The sequence below is a fragment of the Rhodococcus sp. P4_B6 genome (assembly GCF_056402215.1).
This window is the reverse complement of the sequence record NZ_JBFUHV010000073.1, coordinates 23,556-50,165: the sequence shown is the minus strand read 5'-3', so window position 1 is coordinate 50,165 and position 26,610 is coordinate 23,556. Positions and strand designations below refer to the sequence as shown.

Below are 26,610 nucleotides of genomic sequence, written 5' to 3'. Positions count from 1 at the left end.
GTCAATCCATTCGCGGAAGTGCGGGGAATTGGGCTGTGTGCCGTTTCAGTGTTGATGGGCCGCAGTGGCGACCGCCGACCAGTGTACGCGACGGGGCACCCGGTTATCGAACCCGGCGGACTGTGAGGTGGGCGACTATACGGCGCTGAACAACCGACTCAGCTCGGTGAGCCAGGGGACGGCGACGGCGATGGTCGGCACCACGAGGATGGCCACGGACGCCGCGTAGGCGGCGAGCGCGACCCGGGTGCCCTGTTCCGTGGACGCCAGGCGCTGCACCCGCAGCAGGGTGCTGGGACCGCCGGCGGCCATGGCACCCTTCGGGGCGACCGACCCCGAGCAGGCGACGAGTGCGCGAGCCAGTGCGGTCGGCCCGGTGGCGCGGACGGCGGAGTCGTCGGCGAGCATCTCCACCAGCAGCTGCACCGATCCAAGCGCGGACTTGCTGCGCACCACGGTGGGGAAGGCGGCGTTGACGGCGGTGAAGGCCTCGAGGACGAGGTCGTGCCGGGCCCGCAGGTGGGACCGCTCGTGGGTGAGGATCGCGGTGATCTCCGCGTCGTCGAGGCTGGTGAACGTGCCCTGGCTCAGCACCACCCTCTGCCGCAGCCCGGGCAGGCAGTAGGCGATGGGCTCGGTGACGTCGAGGACCCGCAGGTCGGGGGTGCGGGCGAGCGGGGACGACGAGTCGCAGCGGTCGAGGAGGTCGACGAGCATGCGGTGCCGGGCGCGCCGACGCCGGGTGCGGACACCGACCTGCACGATCGCGAAGATCAGTTTGGCCCYGACGAGGAGGGTCAGCGCGAACACCACCACGTACAGCAGCCACAGCGGCAGGCCGAGGGCGTCGATCTCGGCGACCGGTGCGGTGGTGGGGCGGCCGTCCGGTCCGGGGACGAGGAGCTGGCTGGCGATCGCGAGTCCCGAACTGAACGCGGACAGGACCGCGGCGAGGGCGATTGCCTGCCACAGCACGAGTGCTGCTCGGGGGGCGTGATGCGGCCATCGGGCTCGACTCAGCAGCGCAGGGACAGGCCCTGCGAGAAGAAGTGCGAGTACTCCGAATACCAGCGCGGTGGTGGCGTCCATGTCCTACTCATCATGCATGACGAACGTCAGCCGGCGCGAACGGTTCCCGACTGATTGTCTCCGGTGGTCCGTTCCTTGGCCTCGAGCGCGGCGAGGGCCTCGCGGAGCGCGTCGGCCTCGTCGGCGCCGACCTGGCCGACGAAGTGCACGAGTGCGGCGGCGCGGCTGCCGGACTTGTCGGCCTGCTGCAGGGCGTCCACCATGAGGCTCGCGACGAGTTCCTCACGCTGGTGCACCGGCAGGTACCGGTGGGCGCGGTCGTCGCGCTGCTGGATGACGAGGTGCTTCTTCGCCAGCCGCTGAAGCACTGTCATGACAGTGGTGTACGCGAGTTCACGGCGTGCCGCCAGTGCCTCGTGCACCTGYCGTACCGTCTGCGGTTCCGAAGTGGACCACAGGTGATCCATCACTGCGCGTTCGAGTTCGCCGAGTCCAGCCATAAATCGATTCTACGGATACGACGACGCAGATACGTACTACTGGTAGTAGTAAAACTGCGTCACGGCGTGTGGTATTGGCCATAGTCCGAACGGGTGGATTACGGTCGGGTTGGCTAGCGGCCGACCCGCCGGGCAAGCTTTCGTTCTCGACATCGCGGAGAGAGTGGGGACCTGGCGGATGAAGACCGACGACAGCGCGGCAACCGGACACGGTATGGCAGCGAGGGTCAAGGGTCGGACGGGGCGGGCCGCGGAACGGGTCTGGGGCGGGGTGCGGGGCGCGCCGGTCAGCATCTCGCTACTGGTTGCGATCTGGATTCTGGCGATCGCCACGTCCAGCGTGATCGGCGGGCCCTCCCACGACCTGTCCCAGCACGTCGCGATCGGGATCCGGGCGTTCCAGAACGGCTGGGTGTGGACGCTGCTCACCGCCGGGCTGTGGGGCGACGACGTCCTGGCGTACCTGTCGACGACCGTGCTGCTCCTGGTGGTGGCCGCGCCGCTGGAACGCCGGATGGGGTCGGCGCGGTTCACCCTGGCCGCGGTCGCCACCCAGGTGCTCGGCGGGTTGCTGGCGCTGTCGGTGGCCGCGGTCGCGAAGGTCGTCGACGCGAACTGGGGTTTCCGGCTGCACGTGGGGATGGCCGTCGGCCCGAGCACCTGGATCGTCGGCGCCGCGATGGTGGCCAGTTCCAACATGGGCACGCTGTGGCGGCGGCGGATCCGCGTCGGAGTCCTCGCGTTCACGATCACCCTGGCGCTGTTCAGCGGGTCGCTGCAGGACGTGGTCCGGCTGGCCGCGGCTGTGGTGGGGCTGGTGATCGGCCGCTGGATCGTCGGCCGCTCCGCCCGCGGCGAGCGGATCGCGGGCACCCAGCGGGAGGGCCGGGTGCTCGTCGCGATCGTGGTGGCGGCCAGCGCGATCGGTCCGATGATCGCCGCGCTGTCCGCGGAGGCGGTCGGGCCGCTCGCCGTGCTGCGCGACCTGTTCCGCGGCGTGCCGTACACGGCCGGCGAGGTCCGCGACCTGTGCGAGGTGTCGGCGGCGGACCCCGAATGCCGGCGCGGGCTGCTCGAACTGCGCCTGTCCGGGGTCGGGCCGACCCTGCTGAGTCTGATGCCGTCCCTGTTCCTGCTCACCCTCAGCGACGGCCTCCGACGGGGCCGTCGCTTCGCGTGGGTGGCGTCGGTGATCGCCCAGGTCGTCCTGCTGGTGCTGTCGCTGCTGAACTTCGCGGTCCGGTTCGTCGACTCCCTCGACGAGGACTCCCTGTTCTACGGTCTCGCCGACCCGAACCTGTACCGGACGCTGGTGCCGTTCCTGACCCCGCTGGCGATCCTGGTCGTGCTGCTCGCGACCCGGCGGTTCTTCGACGTCTCCGCCCCGGCCGGGACGTACCGGCGGCTGGCGGGCGTCCTGGTGGCGCTGGTCGCCGGTCTCGCCGTCCTCTACGTCCTGGGCGGATTGTGGGCGCGGCACGGGTTCGACCCCCGGCCGGGAACGACGACGCTGCTGGCCGACTTCCCGGAGCGGCTGATCCCGCCCGTGTACCTGCAATGGCTCGACCCGCGGCTGCTGCCGGAGAGCATCCCCGCGACGCTGCTGTACGAGTGGACCGGGGTGGTGTTCTGGGTCGCCCTCTGCGCGCTGGTCGCCGCGACATTCCTCAGCCCCGCCATCGGCTCGGACTCGAAGTCCACCGAACGCGCCCGGGCCCTCCTGAAGTCGGGGAGCGGGAGCCCGCTGTCCTGGATGACGACGTGGCGCGGCAACAACTACTGGTTCTCCGCCGACGGCACCAGCTACGTCGCGTACCGGGTCATCGCCGGTGTCGCCCTGACCACCGGCGACCCGGTCGGCCCACCGGACCGGTTGCGGGACACCGTCGAACACTTCGCCGAGTTCGCCGCCGCCAACGGCTGGATTCCGTGCTTCTACTCGGTGACCGGTGAGGTCCGCGACATCACCGACGCTCTCGGCTGGAGCGGCATCCAGGTCGCGGAGGAGACGGTGCTGGATCTGGGGCAGATCGCGTTCACCGGCAAACGGTTCCAGGACGTCCGCACCGCCCTGAACAAGGCGAAGAAATCGGGGATCACCGCCGAATGGGTCAGCTTCCCCAGCGCCCCCCGGGCGATCACCGATCAGATCACCGCGATCTCCGAGGAATGGGTGGCCGACAAGGGCATGCCCGAAATGGGTTTCACACTCGGCGGACTCGACGAGGTCGACGACCCGGAGGTCCGCTGCCTCATCGCCGTCGACGAGGACCGCACCGTCCACGGCATCACGTCCTGGCTGCCGGTGTACCAGGACGGGCGGGTGGTCGGCTGGACCCTCGACTTCATGCGGCGGCGGGCCGAAGGGTTCCGGCCGGCGATGGAGTTCCTCATCGCGTCCGCGGCACTGAAACTGGAGGAGGAAGGGGCCCAGTTCCTGAGCCTGTCCGGCGCCCCGCTCGCGAAGGTCGAGCAACCGGACGGCGACGCCGACGAGCGGGAACGGTCGGAGTCGTCGAGCCTGTCGGCGGTGATGGACAGCGTGCTCGATCTGCTCGGCCGCACCCTGGAACCGGTGTACGGGTTCCGTTCGCTGCTGGCGTTCAAGTCGAAGTTCCAGCCCCGGTACGTGGCCATGCACATGACGTTCGCCGACCCGGCCGCCCTCCCCAGCATCGGCAACGCCGTCGGCAGGGCGTACCTGCCGACGGTGTCGCTGGGGCAGAGTTACCGGCTGGTGCGGACGATGATCGGCGGGCGGCGCTGACGGCCGCTACTTCGCGTCCGGTCCGCCGATCGCGCCGTACACGTGGCGGGTGCCGATCGGCACCACCAGCGGGCGGTCGGACACCGGGTCGGCGATGACCGCGGCCTCCAGGCCGAACACCTCAAGCAGCAGTTCGGCGGAGATGACGTCCTTCGGCGCGCCGGACGCGACGATGGTGCCGTCCCGCATGACGATCAGCTGGTCGCTGTAGCGGATCGCGAGGTTGAGGTCGTGCAGCACCATCACCACCGTGCGGCCCAGTTCCTCGTGCATCCGGTCGACCAGGTCGAGGACCTCGACGGAATGCGCCAGGTCCAGGTAGGTGGTGGGCTCGTCGAGCAGCAGGATGTCGGTTCCCTGCGCGAGGGCCATCGAGATCCACGCCCGCTGACGCTGACCACCGGACAGCTGGTCGACGGGGCGGTCCGCGAGGTCGGACACCCCGGTCAGGGCGAGCGCCTCGGCGACCTCGCCCTCGTCGTCGGAGGACCACTGCCGCAGCCACGACTGGTGCGGGTGCCTGCCGCGGGCCACCAGGTCGGCGACGGTGAGGCCCTCGGGGGCCACCGGCGCCTGCGGGAGCATGCCGAGGGTGCGGGCGACGTCCTTGGTGCGCATCGACCCGATGGCCTTGCCGTCCAGCAGCACCGAACCGTTGCGCGGCTTCAAGAGTCGCCCCAGCGCGCGCAACAGCGTGGACTTGCCGCAGCCGTTCGGCCCGATCACGGTGGTGATCACCCCGGTCCGCACCTCGAGGTTCAGGTGGTCGACGATGACCCGGTCGCCGTACCCGAGGCTCAGGTTGTCGGCGATCAGTCGAGAGTCAGTCTGCACGGTCATGCCGAGACCTTCCGATTGTTGCGAACCAGCAGATAGAGCAGGAATGGGCCACCGAGTGCCGAGGTGACGATACCCACGGGCAGTTCGACGGGCAGGATGGTGCGGGCGACGACGTCGCTGCCCACCACGAGCACGGCGCCGGTCAGCGCCGACGCGATGAGTGGCGGACCGGCGGACCGCACCAGTCGCAGCGCCACCTGCGGCGCGGCGAGCGCGACGAATCCGACCGGGCCTGCCGCGGCGGTGGCGATGCCGGCGAGGGCGACGGACATGAGCAGCAGCCGGGCCTGCGACCACTGCAGCCGCACCCCCAGCGACACGGCGTTGTCGTCGCCGAGACGCAGCGCGCCCATCGTGAACGAGGAGATCACCGCGTAGCCGCCGACGAGGACGACGGCGATCGTGACGGGCCACACCTGACTCCAGGAGGCGCCGTTGAGGGACCCGTTGAGCCACACCTGGGCCCGCGAGGCGTCGTTGATGTCCGCCGAGATCAGCAGCCACCCGGTGACCGCGATGAGCATGGCGTTGACACCGATGCCGATCAGGATCAGCCGGTACCCCTCCACCCCGCCGCGCCACGCGAGCAGATAGATGACCAGGGCGGTGAGGAGTCCGCCGACCAAAGCGGCCAGCGGGATCCCCAGGGTGGCGAGGATGCCGACGAAGCTGCCGCCGCCGCCGAGGACGATCAGCGCGACCGCGGCGGCGCTGGCACCGGACGTGATGCCGAGGATGTCGGGGCTGGCGAGGGCGTTGCGGGCGATCGACTGGGTGATGGCGCCTGCCAGGCCGAGGGCCATGCCGATGAACACCCCGGTCAGCGACCGCGGCAGGCGGAGGTCCATGACGATGAAGTTCTGGGCCTTCGTGCCGCCGCCGAACAGCACCCGCGTGACCTCGGGGATCGACAGCGGGTAGTCGCCGCGGCCGATGTTGAGGCACAGCACCAGGAACAGGGCCGCCAGCAGCGCGACGTTGACGGCGATGCCGAGGGGGCGCAGGACCAGGGAGATCGGTCCGAGGCGGAACGCGGGGCGGGCCGGCACCCGGGCCGCAGGCACGGCGCCGAGGTCGGGGCGCACGTCGTCTCGAGTGCTCACAGGCTTGCCAACTTTCTGCGCCGAACCAACGCGATGAAGAACGGTGCCCCGAATACGGCGAGCACGATTCCCACCTGCAACTCACCGGGCCGGACCACGACCCGTCCGATGACGTCGGCGGTCACGAGCATCACGCCGCCGAGGAGCCCGGCGTAGGGGACCAGCCACCGGTAGTCGGGGCCGGTGATGGCCCGCGCGACGTGGGGGACGACGAGGCCGATGAACGCGATCGGACCGCATGCCGCGGTGGCCGCACCGGTGAGGAGGGTGATCGCGACGATGCCGAGCGCACGGCTGGCCGCGATGTTGGTGCCCAGCGACCGGGCCACGTCCTCGCCGAGGCTGAGGACGTTCAGGCCCGGCGTGCTGACGAGGGCGAGGATCAGCCCGAGGACCAGGAACGGCAGCACCTGCCACAGCACGTCGAAGCCGCGGCCGGCCACCGACCCGACCACCCAGAACCGGTAGGAGTCGAGGCTGGACTGGTCGACGATGATGATCGCGTTGGTCATCGCCTGCAGGAAGAACGCGACGGCGGCGCCGGCCAGCGCCAGACTCAGCGGGCTCGCCGCCCCGTTGCCGATCGACGAGAGCCCGAACACGATCACGCTCGCCGCGAAGGATCCGGCGAACGCGAACCACAGGTATTCGCTGGGGGCGCTGAACCCGAACAGGTACATCGACAGCACGACGAGGAACGCGGCGCCGGCGTTGAGGCCGAGGAGTCCGGCGTCGGCGAGCGGGTTGCGGGTGTGCCCCTGGATGAGGGCGCCCGCGACACCGAGCGCCATTCCGACGACGAGGCCGAGCACGGTGCGCGGGCCGCGGAGCGTCCGCACGATGATGTCGGTCTGCGAGCCGTCCGGATCGAACAGTGCGTGGAAGATCTCCGCGAACGACAGCGGCCGCGCCCCGACCGCGACGCTGGCGAGCAGGACCAGTCCGAGCAGGATCACGAGGACGCCCAGACCGATCAGCCGGCGCCGGCGGATCGCGGCGACGCTGACGTCCCTCTCGCGGACGGCGAATCCCTCGTCGGTGGCGGTGCTTTCCCGGACGACCTCGGTGCCGGTGCGCCGGAACGCCCGTTGCAGCGACCGTTTCGGGCCGATCGCGTCGCCGGTGTGGGTGTCGCGGGTCACGAGGCCGACCCAGCCCTTGCCCGAACTCTGCCCGGTGTTGCCTTCGCGGAATCCGCGGTTCCACAGGGCGAGTCCCAGCGCGATCGCGACGGCGGCGCCGCCGAACACGACCCGGTCGGCCTCCCCGCCGCCGTTGTCGTCGCGGAGGGAGTCGACGATGTACCACCCGAGAACGAGCGGGATGGCCACTATCCCGATGTCGAGCACTCCCGCGAGTGCCCGGAGGTACAGCGGGGCGGGACCGCGCGGAACGTCGCGCTTTCCGTAGGGCTCGTCGGTCGGCAGGTGCGGGATGTCGCTGCCGAACTGTCTCGTCGTCGTCACTGGCGGGGGAAGCTCCTGACGTGTGTGCCTGTGCACGGGATCTGCACTGATTCAACTACTTAGGTTACGGAACCCTATCCCCGATGCCACATCCGGCGGGGCGTCCCGGGTGCCACGGTTCGCGGGGGTGCCCCACATCACACGATGTCAACTCTTGATATTTGGTTAGGCTCACCTATGTTTGGTGGAGTTCCATCCCGACCGATTGGAGTGCACGGTGACTTCGACCCTGTCCGCCCCCGCGACCGCACTGGACGTGTCCTGCACACGACTTCGCGCGCTGAACGCCGAGTATCCGCGCATGTACGCGGTCGCGACGATGGCAGACGAGGGTAAACGCAGGTGGTGGTCGCTCGCCGGCGACCTCGACGGCGACCGGGTGCCCCGGATGTGGGCGCGTTCGCTCGAGGACGTCCCCGACCCGGACGTCGCCGCGATGCAGGTGGCCACCGCGCTGATCCACGCGGTGGTCGGGCGTGTCACGGCCCTCGTCGTGCTGGAGGGGCGGGCCTGGGACCCGGGGCTCGAGAACCTGTGGATCCACATGGACAGTGACGAGGGAATCGACTGGGCGGGCCTCGCCGACGACACCATGCGCGTGCTGCCGGACGACCCCTACGCCGGCGCGCCCCGGACGGTCACCGTGCCGTGCGAGCGGGCACTGCTGCTCTGGACGGTGCATCGCAGTCTCACGTCGCTGCACGCGGTGTTCGACGCGATCGCCCGGCTGACGCCGATCGATGCGTCCCGATTCTGGGGGCTCGTGGGGGAGTCGGTGCTCGGCGCCGCGACGTACGTGCCGATCCTCGCGTGTGGCGGTGAGGCTGCCGCGCAGCGCCGCGGTCAGGGCATCCTGGACGCCTTCGTGGCTGCCGGCGTACCGGTTCGCTCGAAGGGCCGGATCACGCGCCCGCACTGCGGTCGGCTGGGTCAGGCGCGGAAGCGCTTGCTTAATTAGGGAAGCCTTGCCTATACTCATGGCAGACGTCGAGCGGAAACGCCGGCGCCGAGAACCGAACTACCGGACCGCGCAGGCCTCACGCTGAACAAGCGTGAGGCCCGCCGATCCGTTTGCCCCACCTGCTTCCCCCGCCGCCCGTCCCGTCGTGTAGGCAGGAGTGCGGGTGCGCCGCGAGAGCGCACAGCGATCCGATGGAGAGTGCGATGGTGGATTCCGGGCAGCAGCAGGCATCGAACGGCGACGGGCACGGCGACACCGCCGCGCTGGCCGATCAACTGGGCAAGGGATTCGACGCCCTCATCGGACTCGAATACCTCGAACTCGGCCCCGACCGCGTGCGCGCGCAGTGGACGGTCACCACCGACCTGCAGCAACCGGCCGGAATCCAGCACGGCGGCGTGTACTGCTCTGTCATCGAATCGGTCGCCAGCACGGCGGGCACGGTCTGGCTCGGCGGCCGCGGCCACGTCGTCGGCGTCAACAACGTTCCGGCTCGCGAACATCACCGACACCGGACGCCTCGGCAACTGACACACCCCGGACACGGCGGAGGGGACGGACCCGATGGTCCGTCCCCTCCGCCGTGGTCAGCTCAGGTGGATGACCGTGTCACCCGGCGGCCTTGCGCTGCTCGCCGCCGGACGACTTCTCCGCGGTCTCCTTCTCCCGTTCGTGCCGCTCCAACTGCTCCATCGCGTTGCGGGCGAACACCCACTGCTCGGTGGACGCCATCTGCGCGCGTCCGCGACCGAGGAACGTCACCGTCCACGACAGCACCGTCGACAGCCGGCTGCGGAACCCGACCAGGTACATCAGGTGGATCGCCAGCCACGCCACCCAGCCGATGAATCCGCTGATCTCGAGCTTGCCGACCTTCGCCACCGCGCTGAACCGCGAGATGGTGGCCATGCTGCCCTTGTCGAAGTACTTGAACGGCGGCCGGTCCGCCGGCGTCTGCCCGCTCAGCCCCGCCTTGATCTGCTTGGCCGCGTACTTGCCGCCCTGCATCGCGACCTGCGCCAGACCCGGCAGCTTGTCCAGCGACATCATGTCGCCGATCACGAACACGTCCGGGTGCCCGGGCACCGACAGGTCCGGGTTGACCAGGACGCGTCCGGCGCGGTCGATCTCGGCGTCGGACTGGTCCGCGATCTGCTTGCCCAGCGGGCTCGCCTGCACACCGGCCGACCACACCTTGCACTGCGACTCGATCCGGCGCTGCGTGCCGTCCTTGTCCTTGACGACGAGGCCGTCCACGTCGACGTCGACGACCATCGCGCCGAGCTGGATCTCGATTCCGAGTTTCTCCAGCTGCTGGCGGGCCTTGCGGCTCAGCTTGCCGCCGTAGACGGGCAGGACGTCGTCCGCGCCGTCCAGCAGGATCACCCGGGCCTCGCGGGGGTCGATGTTGCGGAACGCCCCCGACAGGGTGCGCCGCGACAGTTCCGCGATCTGGCCGGCGAGCTCGACACCGGTCGGGCCTGCCCCGACGACGACGAACGTCAGCAGCCGGGCCCGCTCGGCGGGATCGCTCGACAACTCGGCCTGCTCGAACGCGCCGAGAATCCGGCCGCGCAACTCCAGTGCGTCGTCGATCGTCTTCATGCCGGGCGCGAACTCGGAGAAGTGATCGTTGCCGAAGTACGACTGTCCCGCGCCGGCGGCGACGATCAGGCTGTCGTACGGGGTGACGGTGGTCCGGTCCAGGAACCGGGAGGTGATCGTCTTCGCCTCGAGATCGATCTTCTCGACATCGCCGAGCAGCACCTGCGTGTTCTTCTGCTTCCGCAGCACGAGCCGGGTGGCGGGGGCGATGTCGCCGACGGAGAGAATGCCGGTCGCCACCTGGTACAGCAACGGCTGGAACAGGTGGTGAGTGGTGCGCGCGATCATGGTGATGTCGACATCGGCATTCTTCAGCGCCTGTGTGCCGAACAACCCACCGAAGCCGGATCCAATGACCACGACGCGATGGCGGCGTGACTCAACCGACTGGATACTCATTCCGTGCTCCTCGAAAAATAGGCGACTCCTGTCACGGTAGTCGCCTTGTCCTCGAGCGTCTCAGTAAGGCGTGCTTCCCTGCGCCCGCGGCCGGAATCGATCCAGAAGACCCGCCGCCCCCGCCACGTACGAAGGCGGGCAGCCCCTCCGTGAGGGACTGCCCGCCTTCCGGTGCTCGACGCGGCTATTCCGCCCGGCCGATCCGCTTCCTGCCCGAGGGGGTTCCGGTGGAGTCCGGGGGGATGAAATCCGATTTGATCGAGAACACGAACAGGGCCGTCACCCCGACCACGACGACAAGAATGGTGAGGACTACGACCACGTAGCCGAAACCGACACCAATTGCTGTCAAGTCCATCAGACCTACCTCCTCAGTCGCTGCTCACGCTACTGCGGAGGGTAGCCGCTATCGCCGCGTCGGCGGGGAAGAACGATTACAGTGCCCCCTCGAAGGCGCCGCCCGGCGCCGTGGCCGGTTCCGCGACCGTCACGTGAGGTGATCGAACTCCCCGGTCACCCAGGCGCAGTGCCGGGTCGCCGAATACTCGAGCGCCTCCCGGCCGTCGTGGTCGATGACGTTGTCGAAGTTGCCGATGATGCGGTCGAACTCCAGGTGCGACAACTGGTCCGCGATGCGCCGCACCACCGCCGCGGACAGCGGCAGCCGGTTGGGGTACGACCGCAGGAACGACACGGTGCGGCGGTCCGGGTTGGGGAACACGCCGTCGCCGGTGAGCAGCACACCCCGGCCGTCGCCGCCGCCGCGCCAGTGCGCGACGGCGCTGCCCGGGAAGTGCCCGCCGATCTGGTGCAGGGTCAGCCCCGGCGCCACCTCGTGGGTGCCGGACCAGAACACGATCGGCCCGTCGGAACGCGCCAGCCAGGAGCGGTCCGCCTCCGCCACCAGGATGGGCACCTCACCGAGCGCCGTCGACCACTGCGTCTGGACACCGAACATGTGCGGGTGACTGCCCGCGACGGCGATGACCGGGCCGTGCGCGGCGACGGCGTCGACGGCCGCAGCGTCGACGAATCCGATCGGATCCCACAGCAGCGACCCGGCGGGGGTGCTGATCACCAGGGACTGCTGACCGATCGCGGTCTTCGGGTCCACGTACAGGCCGTGCAGTCCCGGCTCGACTTCGTGTTCGACGGCGCGGTACCCCGCGCCTGCCAGCGCCTCGACGGTGGTCCACTCCTGCCCGCCGAGCGGAATGTACTGGCGTTCGTCGGCGCAGATCGCGCACTCGTCGGGGAGCGGGGTGTTCGGGTCCTGTTCGACGCCGCACGTGGCACAGAGATGAAATAACACCCCTCGATGATGCATCCTCACGGCACGCCGAGGAGCCGCAATCCGGCGGCCGCGGCGGCAGCGGACAGGACGATGACGACGAAAGGCGCCTTCCGCCAGGCGAGTAGGCCCGCGACGACGACCCCGGTGGGACGCGCCACTCCGGCGAGGTCGTGGCCCTCGGTGAGCGCCGCCGTGCCCACCAGGGCGGTGAGCAGGACCACGGCGGCCGACGCCATGGTCCGCTCCACCCAGGGCCGGGTCGCGATCCGCGGCCGCAGCACCGGCCCGGCGAATCGGAACGCGAACGTGCCCGCCGCGAGCACCCCGACCGACCCGATCAACACGAGGTGCCCGGTCACCGCAGCACCGTCCGCCGCACACCCGCGAGCAGACCCACCAGCGCTGCGAGCACCGGAAGCCCGGCGGGCAGGACCGGCGTGGCCGCCAGGGCGACGACGGAACCGATCAGCGCAGGCACCCGCACGTCCCGATCACGCAGCGCCGGCAGCACCAGGGCCAGCAGCACCGCCGGGAACATCGCGTCCAGACCGAGCGCGGCGGGGTCGCCGATCGCGTTGCCCGCCAGCGCGCCGAGCAGCGCCCCGAGCGGCCAGCACACCGCGATCCCCACACCGCACGCCCAGTACGCGGCGCGCCTGCGGTCCGGGTCCGTCTCTCCGAGCGCGAACACCACCGACTCGTCGTTCATCAGGTGACTGCCCGCGACGCGCCGGAGCCCCCGCCCGAGCACGTCACCGACCGCCAGACCGAACGGCAGGTGCCGCGCGTTCACCAGCAGTCCGGCGATCGTCGCCGCGATCGGGCTGCCGCCGGCCGCGACGATGCCGACGAACAGGAACTCCGCGGAACCGGCGAGGACCAGCACCGACAATGCGACGGGCAGCCATGCGCCGAGCCCCGAGCCGACCGCGATCGCGCCGTACGACATGCCGACCAGTCCGTCGGCCAGGCACACGAGCGCGATGTTCCGGAGGTCCCGCGAGCCGAGTGTTCGCTTCATCGAACGCATGACTTATATACTGAACAGGTGGCGTATTGTTCGTCAAGTCGAACGAGACGACCGAAATAATGAACAGCCTCGGGAAGGGAATCATGGACGGGCAATCCCCGCTGGGATACATCGGCCCCTCGCTGCGCCGCGAGCGCGAACGGTCGGGCATGTCCCTGACTGAGGTCGCCCGCCGTGCCGGGGTTGCGAAATCCACTCTGTCCCAACTGGAATCGGGAGGCGGGAACCCGAGCGTCGAAACCCTGTGGGCCCTGTGTGTGGCGCTGGATGTGCCGATGTCGCAACTCCTCGATCCGCCCCGCCCGCGCGTCCAGGTCATCCGGGCCGACGAGGGACCGGAACTGACCTCCGACCGGGCCGACTACCGCGCCACCCTCGTCGCGTCCTGCCCGCCGTCCGCGCGCCGGGACCTCTACCGCCTCGCCGTCGAACCGGGACCGGCCCGCGAATCCGAACCGCACATGCCCGGCGTGGTCGAGCACGTCATCCTCAGCGCCGGGCGCGCACTCGTCGGCCTCGCGAGCGCCCCCGTCGAGCTCGGGCCCGGTGACTACATCGCCTACCCGGGCGATGTTGCACACGTGTTCGAGGCGCTGGAGCCGGGGACCCGCGCCGTGCTGGTGTCCGAGCACAACTGACGGCACCCGGGGCAACTTCGTCGTGCACAGTGTTTCCTCGTGCACAGTGTTTTTCGTGCACAGTGTCGATTCGGGGGGCCGGCGTTCGTATAGGAGGTGGCGGCCGGCCACAGCACATCCCGAGGAGCCGACCTTCCGATCCGAGGAGGAACCCGACATGACCCAGTACCTGTTGAGCGTGTACCAGCCCGACGGTCCCGCTCCCGAACCCGACGTCCTCGCGAAGATCGCCGACGACCTCGACGCCCTCAACCAGGAGATGGTGTCCGCAGGCGCCTGGGTGTTCAGCGGGGGACTGTGCGCCCCGACGACCGCGACCGTGATGCGGGCCCGCGGCGGCGACGTGCTCGTCACCGACGGCCCCTACACCGAAGGCAAGGAGTATCTCGGCGGATTCACCATCGTCGAGGCCCCGGACCTGGACGTCGCGCTCGGGTGGGGTCGCAAGCTCACCCGGGCGACGACGCTGCCCATCGAGGTCCGGCCGTTCGCCCACCACGCCGGGGCCGGAAGCCACTGACGTGATCGGCACCGCCGACATCGAACACGTGTTCCGCACCGAACACGGTCGCGCGGTCGCCGTCCTGGTCGGCGTGTTCGGCGACATCGATCTCGCCGAAGATGCCGTCCAGGACGCCTTCGCCGAGGCGGTGCAGCGCTGGCCGTCGGCCGGGCTGCCACCGAGCCCCGCAGGGTGGATCATCACCACCGCCCGGCACCGCACGATCGACCGACTCCGGCGCGAGGCGTCCCGGCACGACCGGCACGCGCAGGCCGCGCTGCTGCTCGCCCGCGACGAACCGACGGAGGAGGGCGCCGTGCACGACGACCGGCTACGCCTGATCTTCACCTGCTGCCACCCGGCGCTGGCACCCACCGCCCAGGTCGCACTGACCCTGCGCCTCCTCGGCGGACTCGGCACCGCGGAGATCGCCCGCGCCTTCTTGGTGCCCGAGCCGACCATGGCGCAGCGCCTCGTCCGGGCCAAGCGGAAGATCCGGGACGCCCGGATCCCGTACCGGGTGCCGGACGAGACCGATCTCCCGGACCGTCTCCGCACCGTCCTGGCTGTCGTCTACCTGATATTCAACGAGGGGTACACGGCGAGTTCGGGGGACCGGCTGACGCGGGCGGATCTGTGCGCCGAGGCCCTCCGACTCGGCCGGGTCCTGGCCGCCCTGATGCCCCGCGAACCGGAGGTCACCGGGCTGCTCGCGTTGATGCTGCTGATCGAATCGCGGCGCGCCGCCCGCACCGACGCCGACGGGCGACTCGTGCTCCTGCCCGACCAGGACCGCAGTCGGTGGGATCGCGACCTCGTCACCGAGGGACAGTCTCTGGTGCGGGACTGCCTGCGACGCAACAAACCGGGCCCGTATCAGATCCAGGCCGCGATCAACGCCGTCCACAGCGACGCCGAGACGGCCGCCGACACCGACTGGTGGCAGATCCTGCAGCTGTACGACCAGCTGATGTCGCTGGCGCCGAGCCCGGTGGTGGCGTTGAACCGGGCCGTCGCCGTGGCGGAGGTACGGGGTCCGGCGGAGGGGCTGGCGCTCGTCGACCAGCTCGACCTCGACGACTATCACCTGTACCACGCGGTGCGGGCCGACCTTCTCCGCCGCCTCGGGCGCCCCGTCGAGGCCGCCCGCGCCTACGACGCGGCACACGACCGCACCGAGAACGCGGCCGAGCGGGAATTCCTTCGGACACAGCGCGATTCGATCGGATGACGCGCGCGCTCAGAGACCCAGCCCCGGCGGCAGGCACAACGATCCGAAACACGTCTGCGTTCGCACGGTGACGGGGAGCGGTTCCGCCGTCGCAGGCTTCGCGTACGCGGCCTCCGGAAGCGGCGCCGAACCCCACACCTCGTCACCGGGACCGGCGTTCTCGCTGCAGATCCAGTGGATCAGATAGTCGCCGTCGGGTACCGCCTCGAACACGAACTCCCGCGGTCCCGGCCCGATCACCACATTCGATCGGTGAAACACCGCCACGGACTCGGGGTTCACGATGTCGTCCGCCGCCCGCAGTCCGCCGAGTCCGCACACGATGTCCGCACCGGTGTCGTTGGTGAGCGTCGTCGTGACGGTGCTCCCGGCAACCGCGGCGGCCAGGGTCACGTCCGGCGGGTCCGCGGCGGCGGGCGCGGCCAGGAACAGGGCGAGTGGGCCTGCGGCGATCAGCGCGACCGCGACCCGGGGCACGAGTGTCATCAGCGGAACCTTCGTTCTCGGCGGTCTCACTCCGGACGTCACCGTATTGATACCCGCCGCGGAGGCCGGTAAACGGCGCGAAGGGACGGACATCGAATCCCGCTCGCCGGACCGGTGCCGCGGCCTACGATTGAATTTCGAGGCCCTGCGGCCGAAGCCCCCCCTCGACGTCGCCCAGCCGAACCACCCTTCGGACTCCGACAGTCGGTCTCGCCAGGAGCGAGCACGCCGGCGCGTGAAGCATCGGAGGGATGACATGAGCGGAACACCCGCACTGAAGAAGGCGCTGAGCCAGCGGCAGCTGACGATGATTGCTATCGGCGGCGTGATCGGCGCAGGCCTGTTCGTCGGCTCGGGCGTCGTCATCGGCGACACCGGGCCGGGAGCCTTCATCACCTACGCTCTTGCCGGGGTCCTGATCATCATGGTCATGCGGATGCTGGCCGAGATGGCGGTGGCCAATCCGTCGACCGGGTCGTTCGCCGACTATTCGCGCGCCGCGCTGGGTAACTGGGCCGGTTTCTCCGTCGGCTGGTTGTACTGGTACTTCTGGGTGATTGTCGTCGGCTTCGAGGCCATCGCCGGCGCGACGATCATCCAGTACTGGATCGACATCCCGCTGTGGCTGTCCGCGCTTGTTCTGATGATCCTGATGACGGCGACGAACTTGTTCTCCGTGTCGTCGTTCGGCGAGTTCGAATTCTGGTTCGCCGGCATCAAGGTCGCCGCGATCGTGGTGTTCATCGCGCTGGGCGCATTGTTCGTGCTCGGCGTGTGGCCGAACAAGGCACTCGACTTCTCCAACCTGTGGAGCCACGGCGGGTTCCTTCCCTTCGGCGCCATGGCCGTCACCGTCGGCGTCGTCACGGTGATCTTCTCCATGGTCGGCGCCGAGATCGCGACGATTGCGGCCGCGGAGTCGGCGGATCCGGAGCGGGCGGTGACCAAGGCCGCGAACTCGGTGATCGTGCGGATCGCGGTGTTCTTCGTCGGCTCCACGTTCCTGCTGGCCACCATCCTGCCGTGGAACGACGAGGATGCGGCCGCGTCCCCCTTCGTCGCCGCGTTCACCGAAATGGGGATCCCGTACGCCGACCACATCATGAACGCCGTGGTGTTGACGGCCGTGTTGAGCTGTCTCAACTCGGGCATGTACACCGCCTCCCGCATGCTGTTCGTCCTCGCTGCGCGCCGGGAGGCGCCTGCGCAGCTGGTCAGGGTGACGCGTCGAGGGGTGCCCGCTATCGCGATACTCGCGTCCTCGGTCATCGGTTTTCTGTGCGTCATCGCCGCGGCAGTGTCACCGGACACCGTCTTCGCCTTCCTGCTGAACTCCAGCGGTGCGGTCATCCTGTTCGTCTACCTGCTCATCGCCGTCTCGCAGATCGTGCTGCGGTACCGCACCCCGGACTCGGAGTTGCGGGTCAAGATGTGGCTGTTCCCGGTGGTGTCGATCATCACCGCGGCCGCGATCGTGGCGATCCTGGTGCAGATGTATCTGCAAGACGATGTGCGGTCGCAACTGGTGCTGAGCCTGCTGTCGTGGGCCGTCGTCATCGTGCTGTTCCTCGCGAACAAGTGGTTCGTGGGCCGGCGTCCCGTCGTGGAAGGGGTCGCGGCAACGGCACGACCTCACCGCGTGCTGGTGCTGGCGAACCAGACCGTCCAGTCCAAGGAAATGCTCGACGAGCTCCGTCGCATCGACGCGGATCGGGATGCCACCTACTTCGTGGTCGTGYCTGCCAGCCCGATCGAGACCGGAACCGCCGCTACCCACGGCCCGCTCGACGTCGCGGAAGCGACCCGGGAAGTCGCCCGGCAGCGACTCGACGACACGCTGTCGACGCTCCGCTCGGAGGACCTCGACGCGGACGGCGAGGTGGGGGACTACCGGCCGCTGCGCGCACTGGCCGCCGGCGTCGAGTCGTTCCATCCGGATCAGATCGTCATCTCCACGCTGCCACCCGAAGAGTCGGTGTGGCACCGGTTCGACGTCGTGGACCGCGCCCGCGCCGAGCACGATGTGCCGGTGACACACGTGGTGGTCAATCCGATCGGCGCAGGGAAATCCGCTCGATGACGATCATCGCCGGATTCAGCTCGAGCCGTCAGGGGACCGCGCCGCTGCACCTGGCGGCACGGATAGCGCGCTGGACCGGGGAGACGGTCGTCGCCGCGGCGATCGTGGAACAGCCGTGGCCGGGGAAGGACGACCCCATCGACCGCGAATACCTGCGCTACGTCACCGCGGAGGCGTCACGGGCACTCGACGGGGTGGTCGGCGGTCTGCCGGGCGACCTGGACATCCCCACCGTCGTCCACCGATCGACCTCGATTCCCACCGGGCTGATCGAACTCGTCGCCACCCACGACGCCACCCTCGTCGTCGTCGGGTCGTCGTCGTCCGGTCTGCTGGGCCGGGTGGCGCTGGGCAGCGTCACCGAACGGCTCGTGCACACCGCGGCAGTGCCCGTCGCGATCGCGCCGCGCGGCTACCCACCGGCGCCCGGACCGATCCGCAGGCTCACCGCCGCCTACGGCGGCGAAGCCGACGTCAACGGCCTCATCGCCGCCACCGCCGAGATGGCCGCACGGTGGCCGGCGACATTGCGGATCGTGTCGTTCACGGTGCGGCCGGTGTCCAGGTTCGGTGGCGCGATCGAGCAATCGACCGAGGATCTCGTCGTCCAGCAGTGGACGCGCCGGACAACCGACGACATCGCCCGGCAACTCGACGCGGTTCGCGCCCGCATCCCGGTTCCCGACGTGGACGTGGAGATCGGCAGCGGCACCGACTGGCGCGCGGCGGTCGAGGCCGTGTCCTGGGAACCCGACGACATGCTGGTGCTGGGGTCGGGAGCCGCCGGACCCGCCGCGCACGTGTTCCTCGGCTCGGCCGCCTCGAAAATTCTGCGGCACGCTCCCGTGCCCGTGATGATCGTGCCGAGACACGCACCGGCGGCATAACCGTCAGCGCTCGGCCACCACCGCCGCGGACGTGGATGCCCGGCGACGCCGGGACGCGGTGATCCGGCGACCGATCACGCCCTGCCGCGGCGCGAACAGATAGACCAGCGCGAAGGCCGCGCCCTGGGACAGCACCACCATGCCGCCGCTGGCGGTGTCGAGGTGATAGCTCAGGTACAGGCCGATGACGGCGCAGGATGCCGAGACCGCCGGGGCGATGATCAGCATCCGATGGAAACTGTCGGTCAGCAGGTACGCCGTCGCCCCGGGAATGATCAGCATGGCCACGACCAGGATGACGCCGACGGCCTGCAGAGCCACCACCGCCGTCAAGGCCAGCAGCCCCAGCAGCGCCGCCCCGAGCAGCCGCGGGTTCAGGCCGATGGCGTGCGCATGGGTGGGATCGAAGGCGTACAGCGTGAAGTCGCGGCGCTTGACGATCAGTGCGATGAACACGAACGCCCCGAGGATCGCGATCTGGACCAGGTCGGACCGGCTGACGCCCAGCAGGTTGCCGAAGATGATGTGGTTCAGATCGGTCTGGCTGGGGGTGACCGAGACCAGCACCAGTCCGAGGGCGAACAGTGTGGAGAACACGATGCCGATCGCGGCGTCCTCCTTCACCCGGCTGGTGTCGCGGACCAATCCGATCAGTGCCACGGCCAGGAATCCGAAGATCACCGCGCCGATCGCGAACGGGGCGCCGACGATGTAGGCCAGGACCACGCCGGGCAGGACGGCGTGCGAGACCGCATCACCCATCAGCGACCAGCCGATCAGCACCAGCCAGCACGACAGCACCGCACACACCACCGCCGCGATCAGGGTGGTGATCAGCGCGCGGACCATGAAGTCGTAGCGCAGGGGGTCGACGAAGAAATCGATGACGTCCATTGATTCTCAGGTCCTTGTCATCACGTCGAGGCCGAACGCGGCCGCCAGATTCTCCGGTTGCAGCACGACCGCCGGGTCGCCGTGCATCAGCACCGTGCGCAGCAGCAGGATCGCTTCGTCGGCCAGATCGGGTAGCGCATGCAGGTCGTGGGTGGAGACCAGGATCGCCGCGCCCGCGTCGGCGAGTTCACGCAGCAGCGCGGTGATGGTGGCCTCGGAGCGTTTGTCGACCCCGGCGAACGGTTCGTCGAGGAGAAGGATGGTGGCGCCCTGCGCGATTCCCCGGGCAACGAACGTGCGCTTCTTCTGGCCGCCGGACAGTTGCCCGATTTGCCGGTCCGCCAGGTCCGTGAGTTCGACGCGTTCGAGAGCGTGATCGACGGCCTCGCGGTCGGCCTTTCCGGGCCTCCGGGTCGGTCCCATGCGCCCGTACCGGCCGGTCATCACCACGTCCCGCACCGAGAGCGGGAACGTCCAGTCGACGTCCTCGCTCTGCGGGACGTACCCCAGCACCCCGGCCTTGCGCGCCGCGGCCGGCGCCGCGCCGTTGATGCGGACCGCGCCGGCGTCGGGTTTGACCGTGCCCATGATCGTCTTGAACAGGGTGGACTTTCCTGAGCCGTTCATGCCGACGAGTCCGCAGACGCGTCCGGGGCGAAGGGCGAGGGAGACTCGGTCGAGCGCGAGGACGTCGCCGTAGTGGACGGTGACGTCCTCGACCTCGACGGCCGGCTGCGCGGTCACGACCGCTGCCCGTTCAGTGCGGAGGTGAGGGTGTCGGCGTCGTGCCGGATCAGATCGAGATACGTCGGCACGGGCCCGTCCGCCTCGGACAGCGAGTCGACGTACAGGGTGCCACCGAACGCGGCGCCGGACGCTTCGACGACCCGTTGCATCGGCGCATCCGACACCGTGGACTCGCAGAACACCGCCGGAACCCGGTTCTGCTTCACGAACTCGATCGTCGACGCGATCTGCTGGGGAGTGGCCTGCTGCTCGGCATTGACCGGCCAGATGTACTTCTCCGTCAGCCCCGCGTCACGGGCCAGGTACGAGAACGCTCCCTCGCACGTGACCAGCGCCCGTTCGTTGACCGGCAGTGCGCCCAGTTCGGCGACCAACTCGTCCTGCACGGCCTGCAACTGCGCCTTGTACGCGTCGCCGTTGGAGCGGTAGTCGGCGGCATGAGCGGAATCGAGTTCGCTGAACGCGGCGACCATGTTGTCGACGTAGATCTGCACGTTCAGCGGTGACATCCAGGCATGCGGATTCGGTTTCCCCGCGTACGCGTCTTCACCGATGGCGATCGGTTCGACGCCCTCACTGACGACTACGTGCTCGACGTCCACCCCGTCGACGAACTGGCCGAACCAGGCCTCCAGGTTCATGCCGTTGTCGAGGATCAGGTCGGCCTGCGCGGCCTTCTTGATATCGCCCGGGGTGGGCTCGTATCCGTGAATTTCCGCGCCCGCCTTGGTGATCGACTCGACGGTCAGGTGCTCGCCGCCGACATTCGCGGCGATGTCGGCGAGCACGGTGAACGTGGTCAGCACCACCGGTTTGTCGTCGGCGGGCCCGTCGCCCTTGCCGCACCCGGACAGCATCAGCGTCGCGGCCAGCACTGTCAGTACCGCGGCAGCGGTCGCCGGCCGTCGTCGCGCACCCACCTTGAAGGACGTTGTTTTCACGTGGCGAATCATAATGTTTGGCTCGCCGAAACCACAAGTGCGGATCTTCGAGCTGCGTGCCCGGCGGGGCGAGATCGCGTCGTTCACGACGCGCGCCCACGGCGGACGAGACCGTCAGCTCGCCTGCGCGACAGGGGCGTCCGCATCCTCAATACGACGCTCGAGGCTGTGCAGCTGCGCGATCGCATTGCGGGCGGTGATCTGCTGATGCGTGTTGGTCAGTTGCCCGCGCCAGGTGCCGAGGAAGGTCCAGGCCCACGACAACAGGGTGGCGACACGGCTCCGGAACCCGACGACGTAGACCACGTGCACGGCCAGCCACATGATCCACGCAAGGAAGCCGGTCAGCTCGACGCCGCCGATCTGGGCGACCGCGTTGAACCGGGAAATGGTGGCCATCGAGCCCTTGTCGCGGTATCGAAACGGTGGCCGTTCCGGCGCCGGGCGTCCCTTGGCCGCCGCGGCGACCTCGGCGGCGATCCGCTTCGCGGCGTAGCGGCCCCCTTGAATCGCGACCTGGGCGACGCCGGGCAGGCGATCACGCGACATCATGTCGCCGACGACGAACACGTCGGGATGGCCCGGCAGGGTGAGGTCTTCGTCGACGGCGACTCGGCCGGCGCGGTCGAGGGCGGCACCCGACTGGGCGGCGAGCTGCGCGCCGAGTGGGCTCGCCGCCACCCCCGCGGACCAGACCTTGCAGACGGACGCGATGCGGTGCTCGGTGCCCTCCGCATCCCGGACGGTCAGTCCGCCGGCGTCGACGTCGGTCACCGACGCACCCAGTCGCACCTCGACACCGAGCTTTTCGAGGGTTTCCGCCGCCTCCGAACCCAGGTTGTCACCGAATGGCGGCAGTACCGCGGAGGCCGCGTCGAGCAGGATGATCCGCGCGTCGCGGGGGTCGAAGTTGGTGTAGGCCCCGACGAGGGTTCGGTGGGCGAGTTCGGCGATCTGACCGGCCATCTCGACGCCGGTGGGCCCGGCACCGACCACCACGAACGTGAGCAGGCGTGCCCGCTCCTGCGGGTCGGCGGTCACTTCCGCCTGCTCGAACGCGCCGAGGATGCGGCCGCGGAGTTCGAGGGCGTCGTCGATGGACTTCATCCCCGGGGCGTGTTCGGCGAAGTGGTCGTTGCCGAAGTACGACTGCTGTGCCCCGGCGGACACGATGAGGCTGTCGTACCCGGTGACGGTGGCCTGCCCGAGGTGTTCGGACGTCACCGTGCGTTCGGTCAGGTCGATGCCGGTGACCTCACCGAGACGGACGGCGGCGTTCGCTTGGTCCTTGAGGATCATCCGCGTCGACGGGGCGATCTCGCCCTCGGAGAGGATACCGGTCGCCACCTGATACAGGAGAGGCTGGAACAGGTGGTGGGTGGTGCGGTCGATCACCGTGACGTCCACGTCCGCGCGGCGGAGGGCCTTGATCGCGAACAACCCACCGAAGCCGGATCCGATCACCACGACGCGGTGGCGTGCGGGCGGGGACTGGGGGTTGCTCATCATGAGCCTTTCCGATCACGCTGGGAAGCGACGATCTCGGTGTCGGGGCATTTGCAGCCGTGGACCAGGGGAGTGGGACGGTGGTGCGGGCGGTGCTTGTGGTTCGTGAAGGTCTGCCGGAAAATTCGGCTGACAGGCACCAATGGTGAACAATCGGCGCACCGAATCCAAGGTGAAAGAAGAAAATTCTCTAGACTGGGCCGATGAAGAAGAATGTTCCGGGCACGCCGTATGCCGAAGGCCCGCGATCGAATGATGTTCGAGCGGGGGCGCCGATCGACGACATCGACAGGATCCTCCTCGATCAACTCTCGCGGGACGCCCGTACGCCCAACAACGCCCTCGCCGCGCTCGCGGGCATCGCCCCGTCGACCTGCCTGGGTCGGGTGCGCTCCCTGATCGACCGTGGAGTGATCCGCGGCTTCCACGCCGACATTGACCCCGCCACCCTCGGCAGGGATCTGCAGGCGATGATCGCAGTTCGCGTGCAGGCCAATGCAAGACAGCACCTCGGGCAGCTCGCCGAGCAACTCGCCACCCTCGAGGACGTGCTGAACGTGTACTTCATCGCGGGCGCCGACGACTACCTCATCCACGTCGCCACCGGCAGCAGTGAGGAGTTGAGGCGTTTCGTCCTCGACCACCTCAGCGCGCACCCTGCGGTCGCCTCGACCGAGACCATCCTGATCTTCGAACATGTGCGCCCGCGGCTCCGGGCGCCTCAGGTCGAGCAATCTTCAGGCCGCTGAGGGGTGGGCGCGCCTCGGTCAGGCCGCGGTGAGGGCCTTGATGCGGTCGGGCCGGAAACCGGCCCAATGGTCGTCACCGGCCACGACGACGGGCGCCTGCAGGTAACCGAGAGCCCGCACGTAGTCGTGGGCGTCGAGGTCGCGGGTGATGTCGACGACCGTGTAGTCGAGGCCTTCCTTGTCCAGGGCGCGGTAAGTGGCGGTGCATTGCACGCAGGCCGGTTTGGCGTAGATCGTGATGGTCATCGTGCGCTCCGCTCTGTCTGATGTGTGCCGGCGGGGGACCGGAAGCATATGCGTTCCGGTCCCGGTTCGCCCGGCGAGCGGCGACGGCGGAGCCTCGTGGGCGATTCCCAGCGAGGTCGAGACCGGTCAGCTGGCGGGGTCGTACCCGAACGCGCGCACCTCCTGCGCGCACCGGCAGGCAACTGCGAGCTTCGCGGCCCATTCCAGTGCCGCCTCACGGGACGGCAGTTCCAGTACCGCGTAGCCGCCTTCGAGCTGAGTCGTCTGCGGGTACGTGCCCGCGGTCACCGTTCCGTCCCCGTCGACCATGACCGGTGGAACACTTTCGTCGATGCCACCGCCGAACACCCAGACGCCGGCGTCCTTCGCCTCTTGAACCACCGCGTGCGACGCATCGGACACTGCCTGCAGATCCCCGTCGGGAATGACCATGGCACCACTCGGGAACGAGATCAGGTACTTCGTCATCGGGTCGACTCCTTCTTCGCGTCGGAATGGCGGACTCAGGATAGACACGACATTAGGGGACCACGCCGACAAGCGATTTCAGTCGAACGCAAGTTCGATCATCTGCCACGGTGACGGTTCGGCGGTCGGGCGCAGTGGATGACATCCGATGTTGCGATGCCCGCGTGCACCCAGAATGTCGTGACCGCATCATCGACACCGTCCAGGTTCGTCGGCGACGTCGCGACCGGTCTCGGCCAGGTGGAAGAGCTGTTCGGCTCGGTCCATCTGGTGACCTCGGCCATCAGTTCCGCCACCTGCTCATCCCACTGCTCATCCGAGGCGTGATCCGGCCGGACCAGGAAGAGGTCGATGTCACTGTCGATCGTCATCGTTCCGTTTGCCGCCGACCCGAACACGGCGGCATACCGTGCCCTGCTTGCTCAATCGTTGCAGCACCTTCTGTATCCCCTCTTTCGAATGGCGGTGCAGCACCCGGTGCAACTGGCCGGTCGTGAACCTCGCCTCGGATGCGGCGCCCAGTGCAGCGAGCACGTCACCGTCGAGCGTGGGCCTCACTGTTTCAGGTACTCTCCGCCGCCCCGACTGTCGTTGTCTCGGAATCGGTGGATTCTGTAATCGAAAAGTCATACCCAACAGCGTATTTGGTGCTTTGTTCGATCTTCCGGCTGCGGGGTGATGTCGTGGTGCTCGGGTTCGGCGGGGACGTCGTGCATGCCGTTTGCGTGCGGAGTGACCGCCTGGTGGCCGGCGCCGTACGGATCGAGTACCGGCCGGCGGGGCCGCGTCACCGGTGAGCTGCCATTCGGCGAGTCCGGTGTGACGGTCGGCAGGTCGGTCGAAGAAACTCGTGTACCAGGTAACGGCGGCCTCGACGTCGACGACAGAGGCTACTGCGCTGACGTGGCTGGGCTTGATGGTCATTTTCTCCAGTGGACCTGAGTAGTGATCGATCGACCGTCGATTCAACGCCCGGTCCATCCATGTTGTGCGGGCAGTGAGATCGATGTGACGCTCCGTCGGTCCGGGGTGTTCGGCGTGAGGCACGGTGATGCGCGATAGTGGCAGGGGTTCGGACTCGGGCCGCCCACTTCGAGGAGGACTTTGCGGTGTCACTGTCGCTGGCCGTGATGGCGGACCTGGCCGAGGAGCAGGGTCGGGGCACCGTTGAGTTGGTGTCGCCGCGGGTCCTGATGCGGAGTGTGCGCAGAGTGCCGCGCTCGACGGTGTCATCGGACGGCTGTCGGACCGCTGTGGGCGGTGTGGGTTGACACCGGTCGAGTCGGCGCCGTGGCCGCCTGGGGATGTCGACTGCCTTCGAGGCGTGTGGGGTGGCACGGTCCCGGCTCGGTGGGGTCCGCGCGACCACGGTGTCGTTGTCGCTCGGTCAGCTTCGGGCCGCTTCCCCGCCCCCGGTGCCGGACGAGTAACCGAACCCACGCCATATCATCCGCCCGATATCCAGGAGAATGCCGATGCGCAGCTTCGTCCATGTGGTCCTGTTCGCGTGCGCCATTGCAGTCGCGATCGGTGCCTTTCTTCCCGTGGTCGGCGGCATTTCCCCGGGCGACGTCGCGGTGATCGATCTGCGCGACGGCTTCCCTGCCGGAATCACCGTCGAGCAGATCGAGAATCAGGCCGTGACCTTCTACCGGTCGATGACGGTATTGCTGTTGGGGGCTGCGGCCTTGCTGCTGGTCGCCGCGTGGGTGGGTTCATGTGCGGCCGAGTGGGTGGGGGTGATCGGGGGGATCGGCACCCTCGCGGTGTTCGGGTGGCGGCTCAATGACCGTGTCGGCGACTACCTCCGGGACAACTCCGACACCGTGTTCACCGATCGCTGGGGGTTGTATCTCGCTGGTGGTGGCCTGATCGTCGCGCTGGTGGCGTTACTGGTGCCGAAGGAACGACCGGCGGCGGCGTGATCCGGGTGTCTGCCTCGGTTCACAGGGACTGCACCTGGACCGGCGACATCGCCCACTCCACCCGGGTCGGCGGCCGCACACACCGCTCGGATCGGCCTGCCGCGGGGCGAATCCAAGAAGATCCGCGCCTGGCGATCGAGCGGGGCTACGAGCTGTCTTCCCGTGGCCGGATTCCCGCCGAGATCGAGCAGGGGTTCCACCACGCGCACTGACAGGCCTCGCCCGCCTCGTCGGTCGGTCGGTCGGTCGGTCGTGGCACGTTATCGGTAGGTGCGGTCGCTACGCATCGACGACGAGTCGGAACACGCTGCTCGAG

At 68.9% G+C, this 26,610-nt stretch carries 26 protein-coding genes and 3 pseudogenes; 11 read left to right on the top strand and 18 right to left on the bottom strand.

The features are described from left to right. Nucleotides 1-135 precede the first annotated feature (135 nt). Both AC1DWT_RS28665 and AC1DWT_RS28660 read right to left on the bottom strand, forming a co-directional pair. The gene (locus AC1DWT_RS28665) at nucleotides 136-1,089 is read right to left on the bottom strand and encodes a M56 family metallopeptidase (RefSeq protein WP_477923229.1); all 954 of its coding nucleotides are present in this window, start codon (nucleotides 1,087-1,089) and stop codon (nucleotides 136-138) included. 26 nt (nucleotides 1,090-1,115) lie between these two features. Next, nucleotides 1,116-1,529, bottom strand: a complete 414-nt coding sequence (locus AC1DWT_RS28660) for a BlaI/MecI/CopY family transcriptional regulator (RefSeq protein WP_015890703.1) — start codon at nucleotides 1,527-1,529, stop codon at nucleotides 1,116-1,118. Between the two features lie 178 nt (nucleotides 1,530-1,707). Here AC1DWT_RS28660 and AC1DWT_RS28655 point away from each other — a divergent pair, with 178 nt between their 5' ends. Then, on the top strand, nucleotides 1,708-4,296 hold the full coding sequence (locus AC1DWT_RS28655) for a rhomboid family intramembrane serine protease (protein WP_206015450.1): 2,589 nt from the start codon (nucleotides 1,708-1,710) through the stop codon (nucleotides 4,294-4,296). 6 nt (nucleotides 4,297-4,302) lie between these two features. On the opposite strand, the gene AC1DWT_RS28650 is transcribed toward AC1DWT_RS28655, so the two are convergent. From AC1DWT_RS28650 to AC1DWT_RS28640, 3 genes are read right to left on the bottom strand one after another with little or no spacing between them, the layout of a single operon-like run. Further along, nucleotides 4,303-5,136, bottom strand: a complete 834-nt coding sequence (locus AC1DWT_RS28650) for an ABC transporter ATP-binding protein (RefSeq protein WP_206015451.1) — start codon at nucleotides 5,134-5,136, stop codon at nucleotides 4,303-4,305. Continuing rightward, on the bottom strand, nucleotides 5,133-6,239 hold the full coding sequence (locus AC1DWT_RS28645; protein WP_206015452.1) for a FecCD family ABC transporter permease: 1,107 nt from the start codon (nucleotides 6,237-6,239) through the stop codon (nucleotides 5,133-5,135). Before AC1DWT_RS28645 ends, AC1DWT_RS28650 begins: the two co-directional genes overlap by 4 nt. Beyond that, nucleotides 6,236-7,705: a FecCD family ABC transporter permease gene (locus tag AC1DWT_RS28640; protein WP_206015453.1), complete on the bottom strand. Its 1,470-nt coding sequence runs from the start codon at nucleotides 7,703-7,705 to the stop codon at nucleotides 6,236-6,238. The genes AC1DWT_RS28645 and AC1DWT_RS28640 overlap by 4 nt, the downstream gene beginning before the upstream one ends. Before the next feature lie 184 nt (nucleotides 7,706-7,889). Between AC1DWT_RS28640 and AC1DWT_RS28635 the strand changes: the two genes are divergently transcribed. Both AC1DWT_RS28635 and AC1DWT_RS28630 read left to right on the top strand, forming a co-directional pair. Next, on the top strand, nucleotides 7,890-8,663 hold the full coding sequence (locus AC1DWT_RS28635; protein WP_206015454.1) for a hypothetical protein: 774 nt from the start codon (nucleotides 7,890-7,892) through the stop codon (nucleotides 8,661-8,663). 206 nt (nucleotides 8,664-8,869) lie between these two features. Then, nucleotides 8,870-9,151, top strand: a pseudogene (locus AC1DWT_RS28630) (PaaI family thioesterase); the annotation flags it as partial. Nucleotides 9,152-9,275: 124 nt separating this feature from the next. On the opposite strand, the gene AC1DWT_RS28625 reads toward AC1DWT_RS28630, so the two are convergent. From AC1DWT_RS28625 to AC1DWT_RS28605, 5 genes are all read right to left on the bottom strand, one after another. Then, nucleotides 9,276-10,670 (bottom strand): NAD(P)/FAD-dependent oxidoreductase, encoded by a 1,395-nt coding sequence (locus AC1DWT_RS28625; RefSeq protein ID WP_072942006.1) that lies wholly within the window; start codon nucleotides 10,668-10,670, stop codon nucleotides 9,276-9,278. Between the two features lie 184 nt (nucleotides 10,671-10,854). After that, the gene (locus AC1DWT_RS28620) at nucleotides 10,855-11,028 is read right to left on the bottom strand and encodes an adenylate cyclase (RefSeq protein WP_072942004.1); all 174 of its coding nucleotides are present in this window, start codon (nucleotides 11,026-11,028) and stop codon (nucleotides 10,855-10,857) included. A 129-nt stretch (nucleotides 11,029-11,157) separates the two neighbouring features. After that, the gene (locus tag AC1DWT_RS28615; protein ID WP_072942002.1) at nucleotides 11,158-11,982 is read right to left on the bottom strand and encodes an MBL fold metallo-hydrolase; all 825 of its coding nucleotides are present in this window, start codon (nucleotides 11,980-11,982) and stop codon (nucleotides 11,158-11,160) included. Nucleotides 11,983-11,999: 17 nt separating this feature from the next. Further along, on the bottom strand, nucleotides 12,000-12,323 hold the full coding sequence (locus tag AC1DWT_RS28610) for an AzlD domain-containing protein (protein ID WP_072942000.1): 324 nt from the start codon (nucleotides 12,321-12,323) through the stop codon (nucleotides 12,000-12,002). Further along, the gene (locus AC1DWT_RS28605) at nucleotides 12,320-12,994 is read right to left on the bottom strand and encodes an AzlC family ABC transporter permease (RefSeq protein WP_072941998.1); all 675 of its coding nucleotides are present in this window, start codon (nucleotides 12,992-12,994) and stop codon (nucleotides 12,320-12,322) included. Before AC1DWT_RS28605 ends, AC1DWT_RS28610 begins: the two co-directional genes overlap by 4 nt. 83 nt (nucleotides 12,995-13,077) lie before the next feature. On the opposite strand from AC1DWT_RS28605, the gene AC1DWT_RS28600 reads away from it, so the two are divergent. The 3 genes from AC1DWT_RS28600 to AC1DWT_RS28590 all read left to right on the top strand — a co-directional run bounded on the left by AC1DWT_RS28600 (nucleotide 13,078) and on the right by AC1DWT_RS28590 (nucleotide 15,365). Next, nucleotides 13,078-13,632 (top strand): helix-turn-helix domain-containing protein, encoded by a 555-nt coding sequence (locus AC1DWT_RS28600; protein WP_072942439.1) that lies wholly within the window; start codon nucleotides 13,078-13,080, stop codon nucleotides 13,630-13,632. A 157-nt stretch (nucleotides 13,633-13,789) separates the two neighbouring features. After that, on the top strand, nucleotides 13,790-14,152 hold the full coding sequence (locus tag AC1DWT_RS28595; protein WP_206015455.1) for a YciI family protein: 363 nt from the start codon (nucleotides 13,790-13,792) through the stop codon (nucleotides 14,150-14,152). A 1-nt stretch (nucleotide 14,153) separates the two neighbouring features. Then, entirely contained in the window at nucleotides 14,154-15,365 is a 1,212-nt protein-coding gene (locus AC1DWT_RS28590; protein ID WP_206015456.1) for an RNA polymerase sigma factor, read from the top strand. A 9-nt stretch (nucleotides 15,366-15,374) separates the two neighbouring features. Here AC1DWT_RS28590 and AC1DWT_RS28585 read toward each other — a convergent pair whose 3' ends face one another. Then, the gene (locus tag AC1DWT_RS28585; protein WP_095860572.1) at nucleotides 15,375-15,851 is read right to left on the bottom strand and encodes a hypothetical protein; all 477 of its coding nucleotides are present in this window, start codon (nucleotides 15,849-15,851) and stop codon (nucleotides 15,375-15,377) included. 256 nt (nucleotides 15,852-16,107) lie between these two features. Here AC1DWT_RS28585 and AC1DWT_RS28580 point away from each other — a divergent pair, with 256 nt between their 5' ends. Continuing rightward, nucleotides 16,108-17,931: an amino acid permease gene (locus AC1DWT_RS28580; protein ID WP_477923226.1), complete on the top strand. Its 1,824-nt coding sequence runs from the start codon at nucleotides 16,108-16,110 to the stop codon at nucleotides 17,929-17,931. Continuing rightward, complete coding sequence (locus tag AC1DWT_RS28575; protein ID WP_206015458.1) at nucleotides 17,928-18,818, top strand: universal stress protein; 891 nt, start codon at nucleotides 17,928-17,930, stop codon at nucleotides 18,816-18,818. The genes AC1DWT_RS28580 and AC1DWT_RS28575 overlap by 4 nt, the downstream gene beginning before the upstream one ends. A gap of 3 nt (nucleotides 18,819-18,821) precedes the next feature. On the opposite strand, the gene AC1DWT_RS28570 is transcribed toward AC1DWT_RS28575, so the two are convergent. The 4 genes from AC1DWT_RS28570 to AC1DWT_RS28555 form a co-directional block, all read right to left on the bottom strand. Continuing rightward, nucleotides 18,822-19,712: a metal ABC transporter permease gene (locus tag AC1DWT_RS28570; RefSeq protein ID WP_095860569.1), complete on the bottom strand. Its 891-nt coding sequence runs from the start codon at nucleotides 19,710-19,712 to the stop codon at nucleotides 18,822-18,824. A gap of 6 nt (nucleotides 19,713-19,718) precedes the next feature. After that, nucleotides 19,719-20,456 carry a metal ABC transporter ATP-binding protein gene (locus tag AC1DWT_RS28565; protein WP_387489432.1) on the bottom strand — a complete coding sequence of 246 codons (738 nt, stop codon included), beginning with the start codon at nucleotides 20,454-20,456 and terminating at the stop codon, nucleotides 19,719-19,721. Next, on the bottom strand, nucleotides 20,453-21,379 hold the full coding sequence (locus AC1DWT_RS28560; protein WP_338051575.1) for a metal ABC transporter substrate-binding protein: 927 nt from the start codon (nucleotides 21,377-21,379) through the stop codon (nucleotides 20,453-20,455). Before AC1DWT_RS28560 ends, AC1DWT_RS28565 begins: the two co-directional genes overlap by 4 nt. Before the next feature lie 135 nt (nucleotides 21,380-21,514). Further along, on the bottom strand, nucleotides 21,515-22,906 hold the full coding sequence (locus AC1DWT_RS28555; protein WP_206016263.1) for an NAD(P)/FAD-dependent oxidoreductase: 1,392 nt from the start codon (nucleotides 22,904-22,906) through the stop codon (nucleotides 21,515-21,517). Between the two features lie 203 nt (nucleotides 22,907-23,109). On the opposite strand from AC1DWT_RS28555, the gene AC1DWT_RS28550 reads away from it, so the two are divergent. Further along, entirely contained in the window at nucleotides 23,110-23,655 is a 546-nt protein-coding gene (locus tag AC1DWT_RS28550; RefSeq protein WP_206015460.1) for an Lrp/AsnC family transcriptional regulator, read from the top strand. A gap of 18 nt (nucleotides 23,656-23,673) precedes the next feature. Here AC1DWT_RS28550 and nrdH read toward each other — a convergent pair whose 3' ends face one another. The 3 genes and pseudogenes from nrdH to AC1DWT_RS28535 form a co-directional block, all read right to left on the bottom strand. Beyond that, nucleotides 23,674-23,901 (bottom strand): glutaredoxin-like protein NrdH, encoded by a 228-nt coding sequence (gene nrdH / locus AC1DWT_RS28545; protein ID WP_095860565.1) that lies wholly within the window; start codon nucleotides 23,899-23,901, stop codon nucleotides 23,674-23,676. 126 nt (nucleotides 23,902-24,027) lie between these two features. Then, nucleotides 24,028-24,369: a YciI family protein gene (locus tag AC1DWT_RS28540; RefSeq protein WP_072941977.1), complete on the bottom strand. Its 342-nt coding sequence runs from the start codon at nucleotides 24,367-24,369 to the stop codon at nucleotides 24,028-24,030. 260 nt (nucleotides 24,370-24,629) lie between these two features. Further along, nucleotides 24,630-24,903 (bottom strand): annotated as a pseudogene (locus AC1DWT_RS28535) (nucleotidyltransferase domain-containing protein); the annotation flags it as partial. 941 nt (nucleotides 24,904-25,844) lie between these two features. Between AC1DWT_RS28535 and AC1DWT_RS28530 the strand changes: the two are divergent. Further along, nucleotides 25,845-26,294 carry a hypothetical protein gene (locus AC1DWT_RS28530; RefSeq protein WP_206015461.1) on the top strand — a complete coding sequence of 150 codons (450 nt, stop codon included), beginning with the start codon at nucleotides 25,845-25,847 and terminating at the stop codon, nucleotides 26,292-26,294. 47 nt (nucleotides 26,295-26,341) lie between these two features. Continuing rightward, nucleotides 26,342-26,506 (top strand): annotated as a pseudogene (locus tag AC1DWT_RS28525) (histone-like nucleoid-structuring protein Lsr2); the annotation flags it as partial. Nucleotides 26,507-26,610 lie beyond the last annotated feature (104 nt).

Excerpts from the sequence above, each read along its gene's own strand:
- AC1DWT_RS28655 (WP_206015450.1), top strand. The coding sequence starts at position 1,708 with ATGAAGACCGACGACAGCGCGGCAACCGGACACGGTATGGCAGCGAGG.
- AC1DWT_RS28650 (WP_206015451.1), bottom strand. The coding sequence starts at position 5,136 with ATGACCGTGCAGACTGACTCTCGACTGATCGCCGACAACCTGAGCCTC.
- AC1DWT_RS28625 (WP_072942006.1), bottom strand. The coding sequence starts at position 10,670 with ATGAGTATCCAGTCGGTTGAGTCACGCCGCCATCGCGTCGTGGTCATT.
- AC1DWT_RS28620 (WP_072942004.1), bottom strand. The coding sequence starts at position 11,028 with ATGGACTTGACAGCAATTGGTGTCGGTTTCGGCTACGTGGTCGTAGTC.
- AC1DWT_RS28605 (WP_072941998.1), bottom strand. The coding sequence starts at position 12,994 with ATGCGTTCGATGAAGCGAACACTCGGCTCGCGGGACCTCCGGAACATC.
- AC1DWT_RS28600 (WP_072942439.1), top strand. The coding sequence starts at position 13,078 with ATGGACGGGCAATCCCCGCTGGGATACATCGGCCCCTCGCTGCGCCGC.
- AC1DWT_RS28595 (WP_206015455.1), top strand. The coding sequence starts at position 13,790 with ATGACCCAGTACCTGTTGAGCGTGTACCAGCCCGACGGTCCCGCTCCC.
- AC1DWT_RS28585 (WP_095860572.1), bottom strand. The coding sequence starts at position 15,851 with ATGACACTCGTGCCCCGGGTCGCGGTCGCGCTGATCGCCGCAGGCCCA.
- AC1DWT_RS28575 (WP_206015458.1), top strand. The coding sequence starts at position 17,928 with ATGACGATCATCGCCGGATTCAGCTCGAGCCGTCAGGGGACCGCGCCG.
- AC1DWT_RS28570 (WP_095860569.1), bottom strand. The coding sequence starts at position 19,712 with ATGGACGTCATCGATTTCTTCGTCGACCCCCTGCGCTACGACTTCATG.
- AC1DWT_RS28555 (WP_206016263.1), bottom strand. The coding sequence starts at position 22,906 with ATGAGCAACCCCCAGTCCCCGCCCGCACGCCACCGCGTCGTGGTGATC.
- AC1DWT_RS28550 (WP_206015460.1), top strand. The coding sequence starts at position 23,110 with ATGAAGAAGAATGTTCCGGGCACGCCGTATGCCGAAGGCCCGCGATCG.
- nrdH (WP_095860565.1), bottom strand. The coding sequence starts at position 23,901 with ATGACCATCACGATCTACGCCAAACCGGCCTGCGTGCAATGCACCGCC.
- AC1DWT_RS28540 (WP_072941977.1), bottom strand. The coding sequence starts at position 24,369 with ATGACGAAGTACCTGATCTCGTTCCCGAGTGGTGCCATGGTCATTCCC.
- AC1DWT_RS28530 (WP_206015461.1), top strand. The coding sequence starts at position 25,845 with ATGCGCAGCTTCGTCCATGTGGTCCTGTTCGCGTGCGCCATTGCAGTC.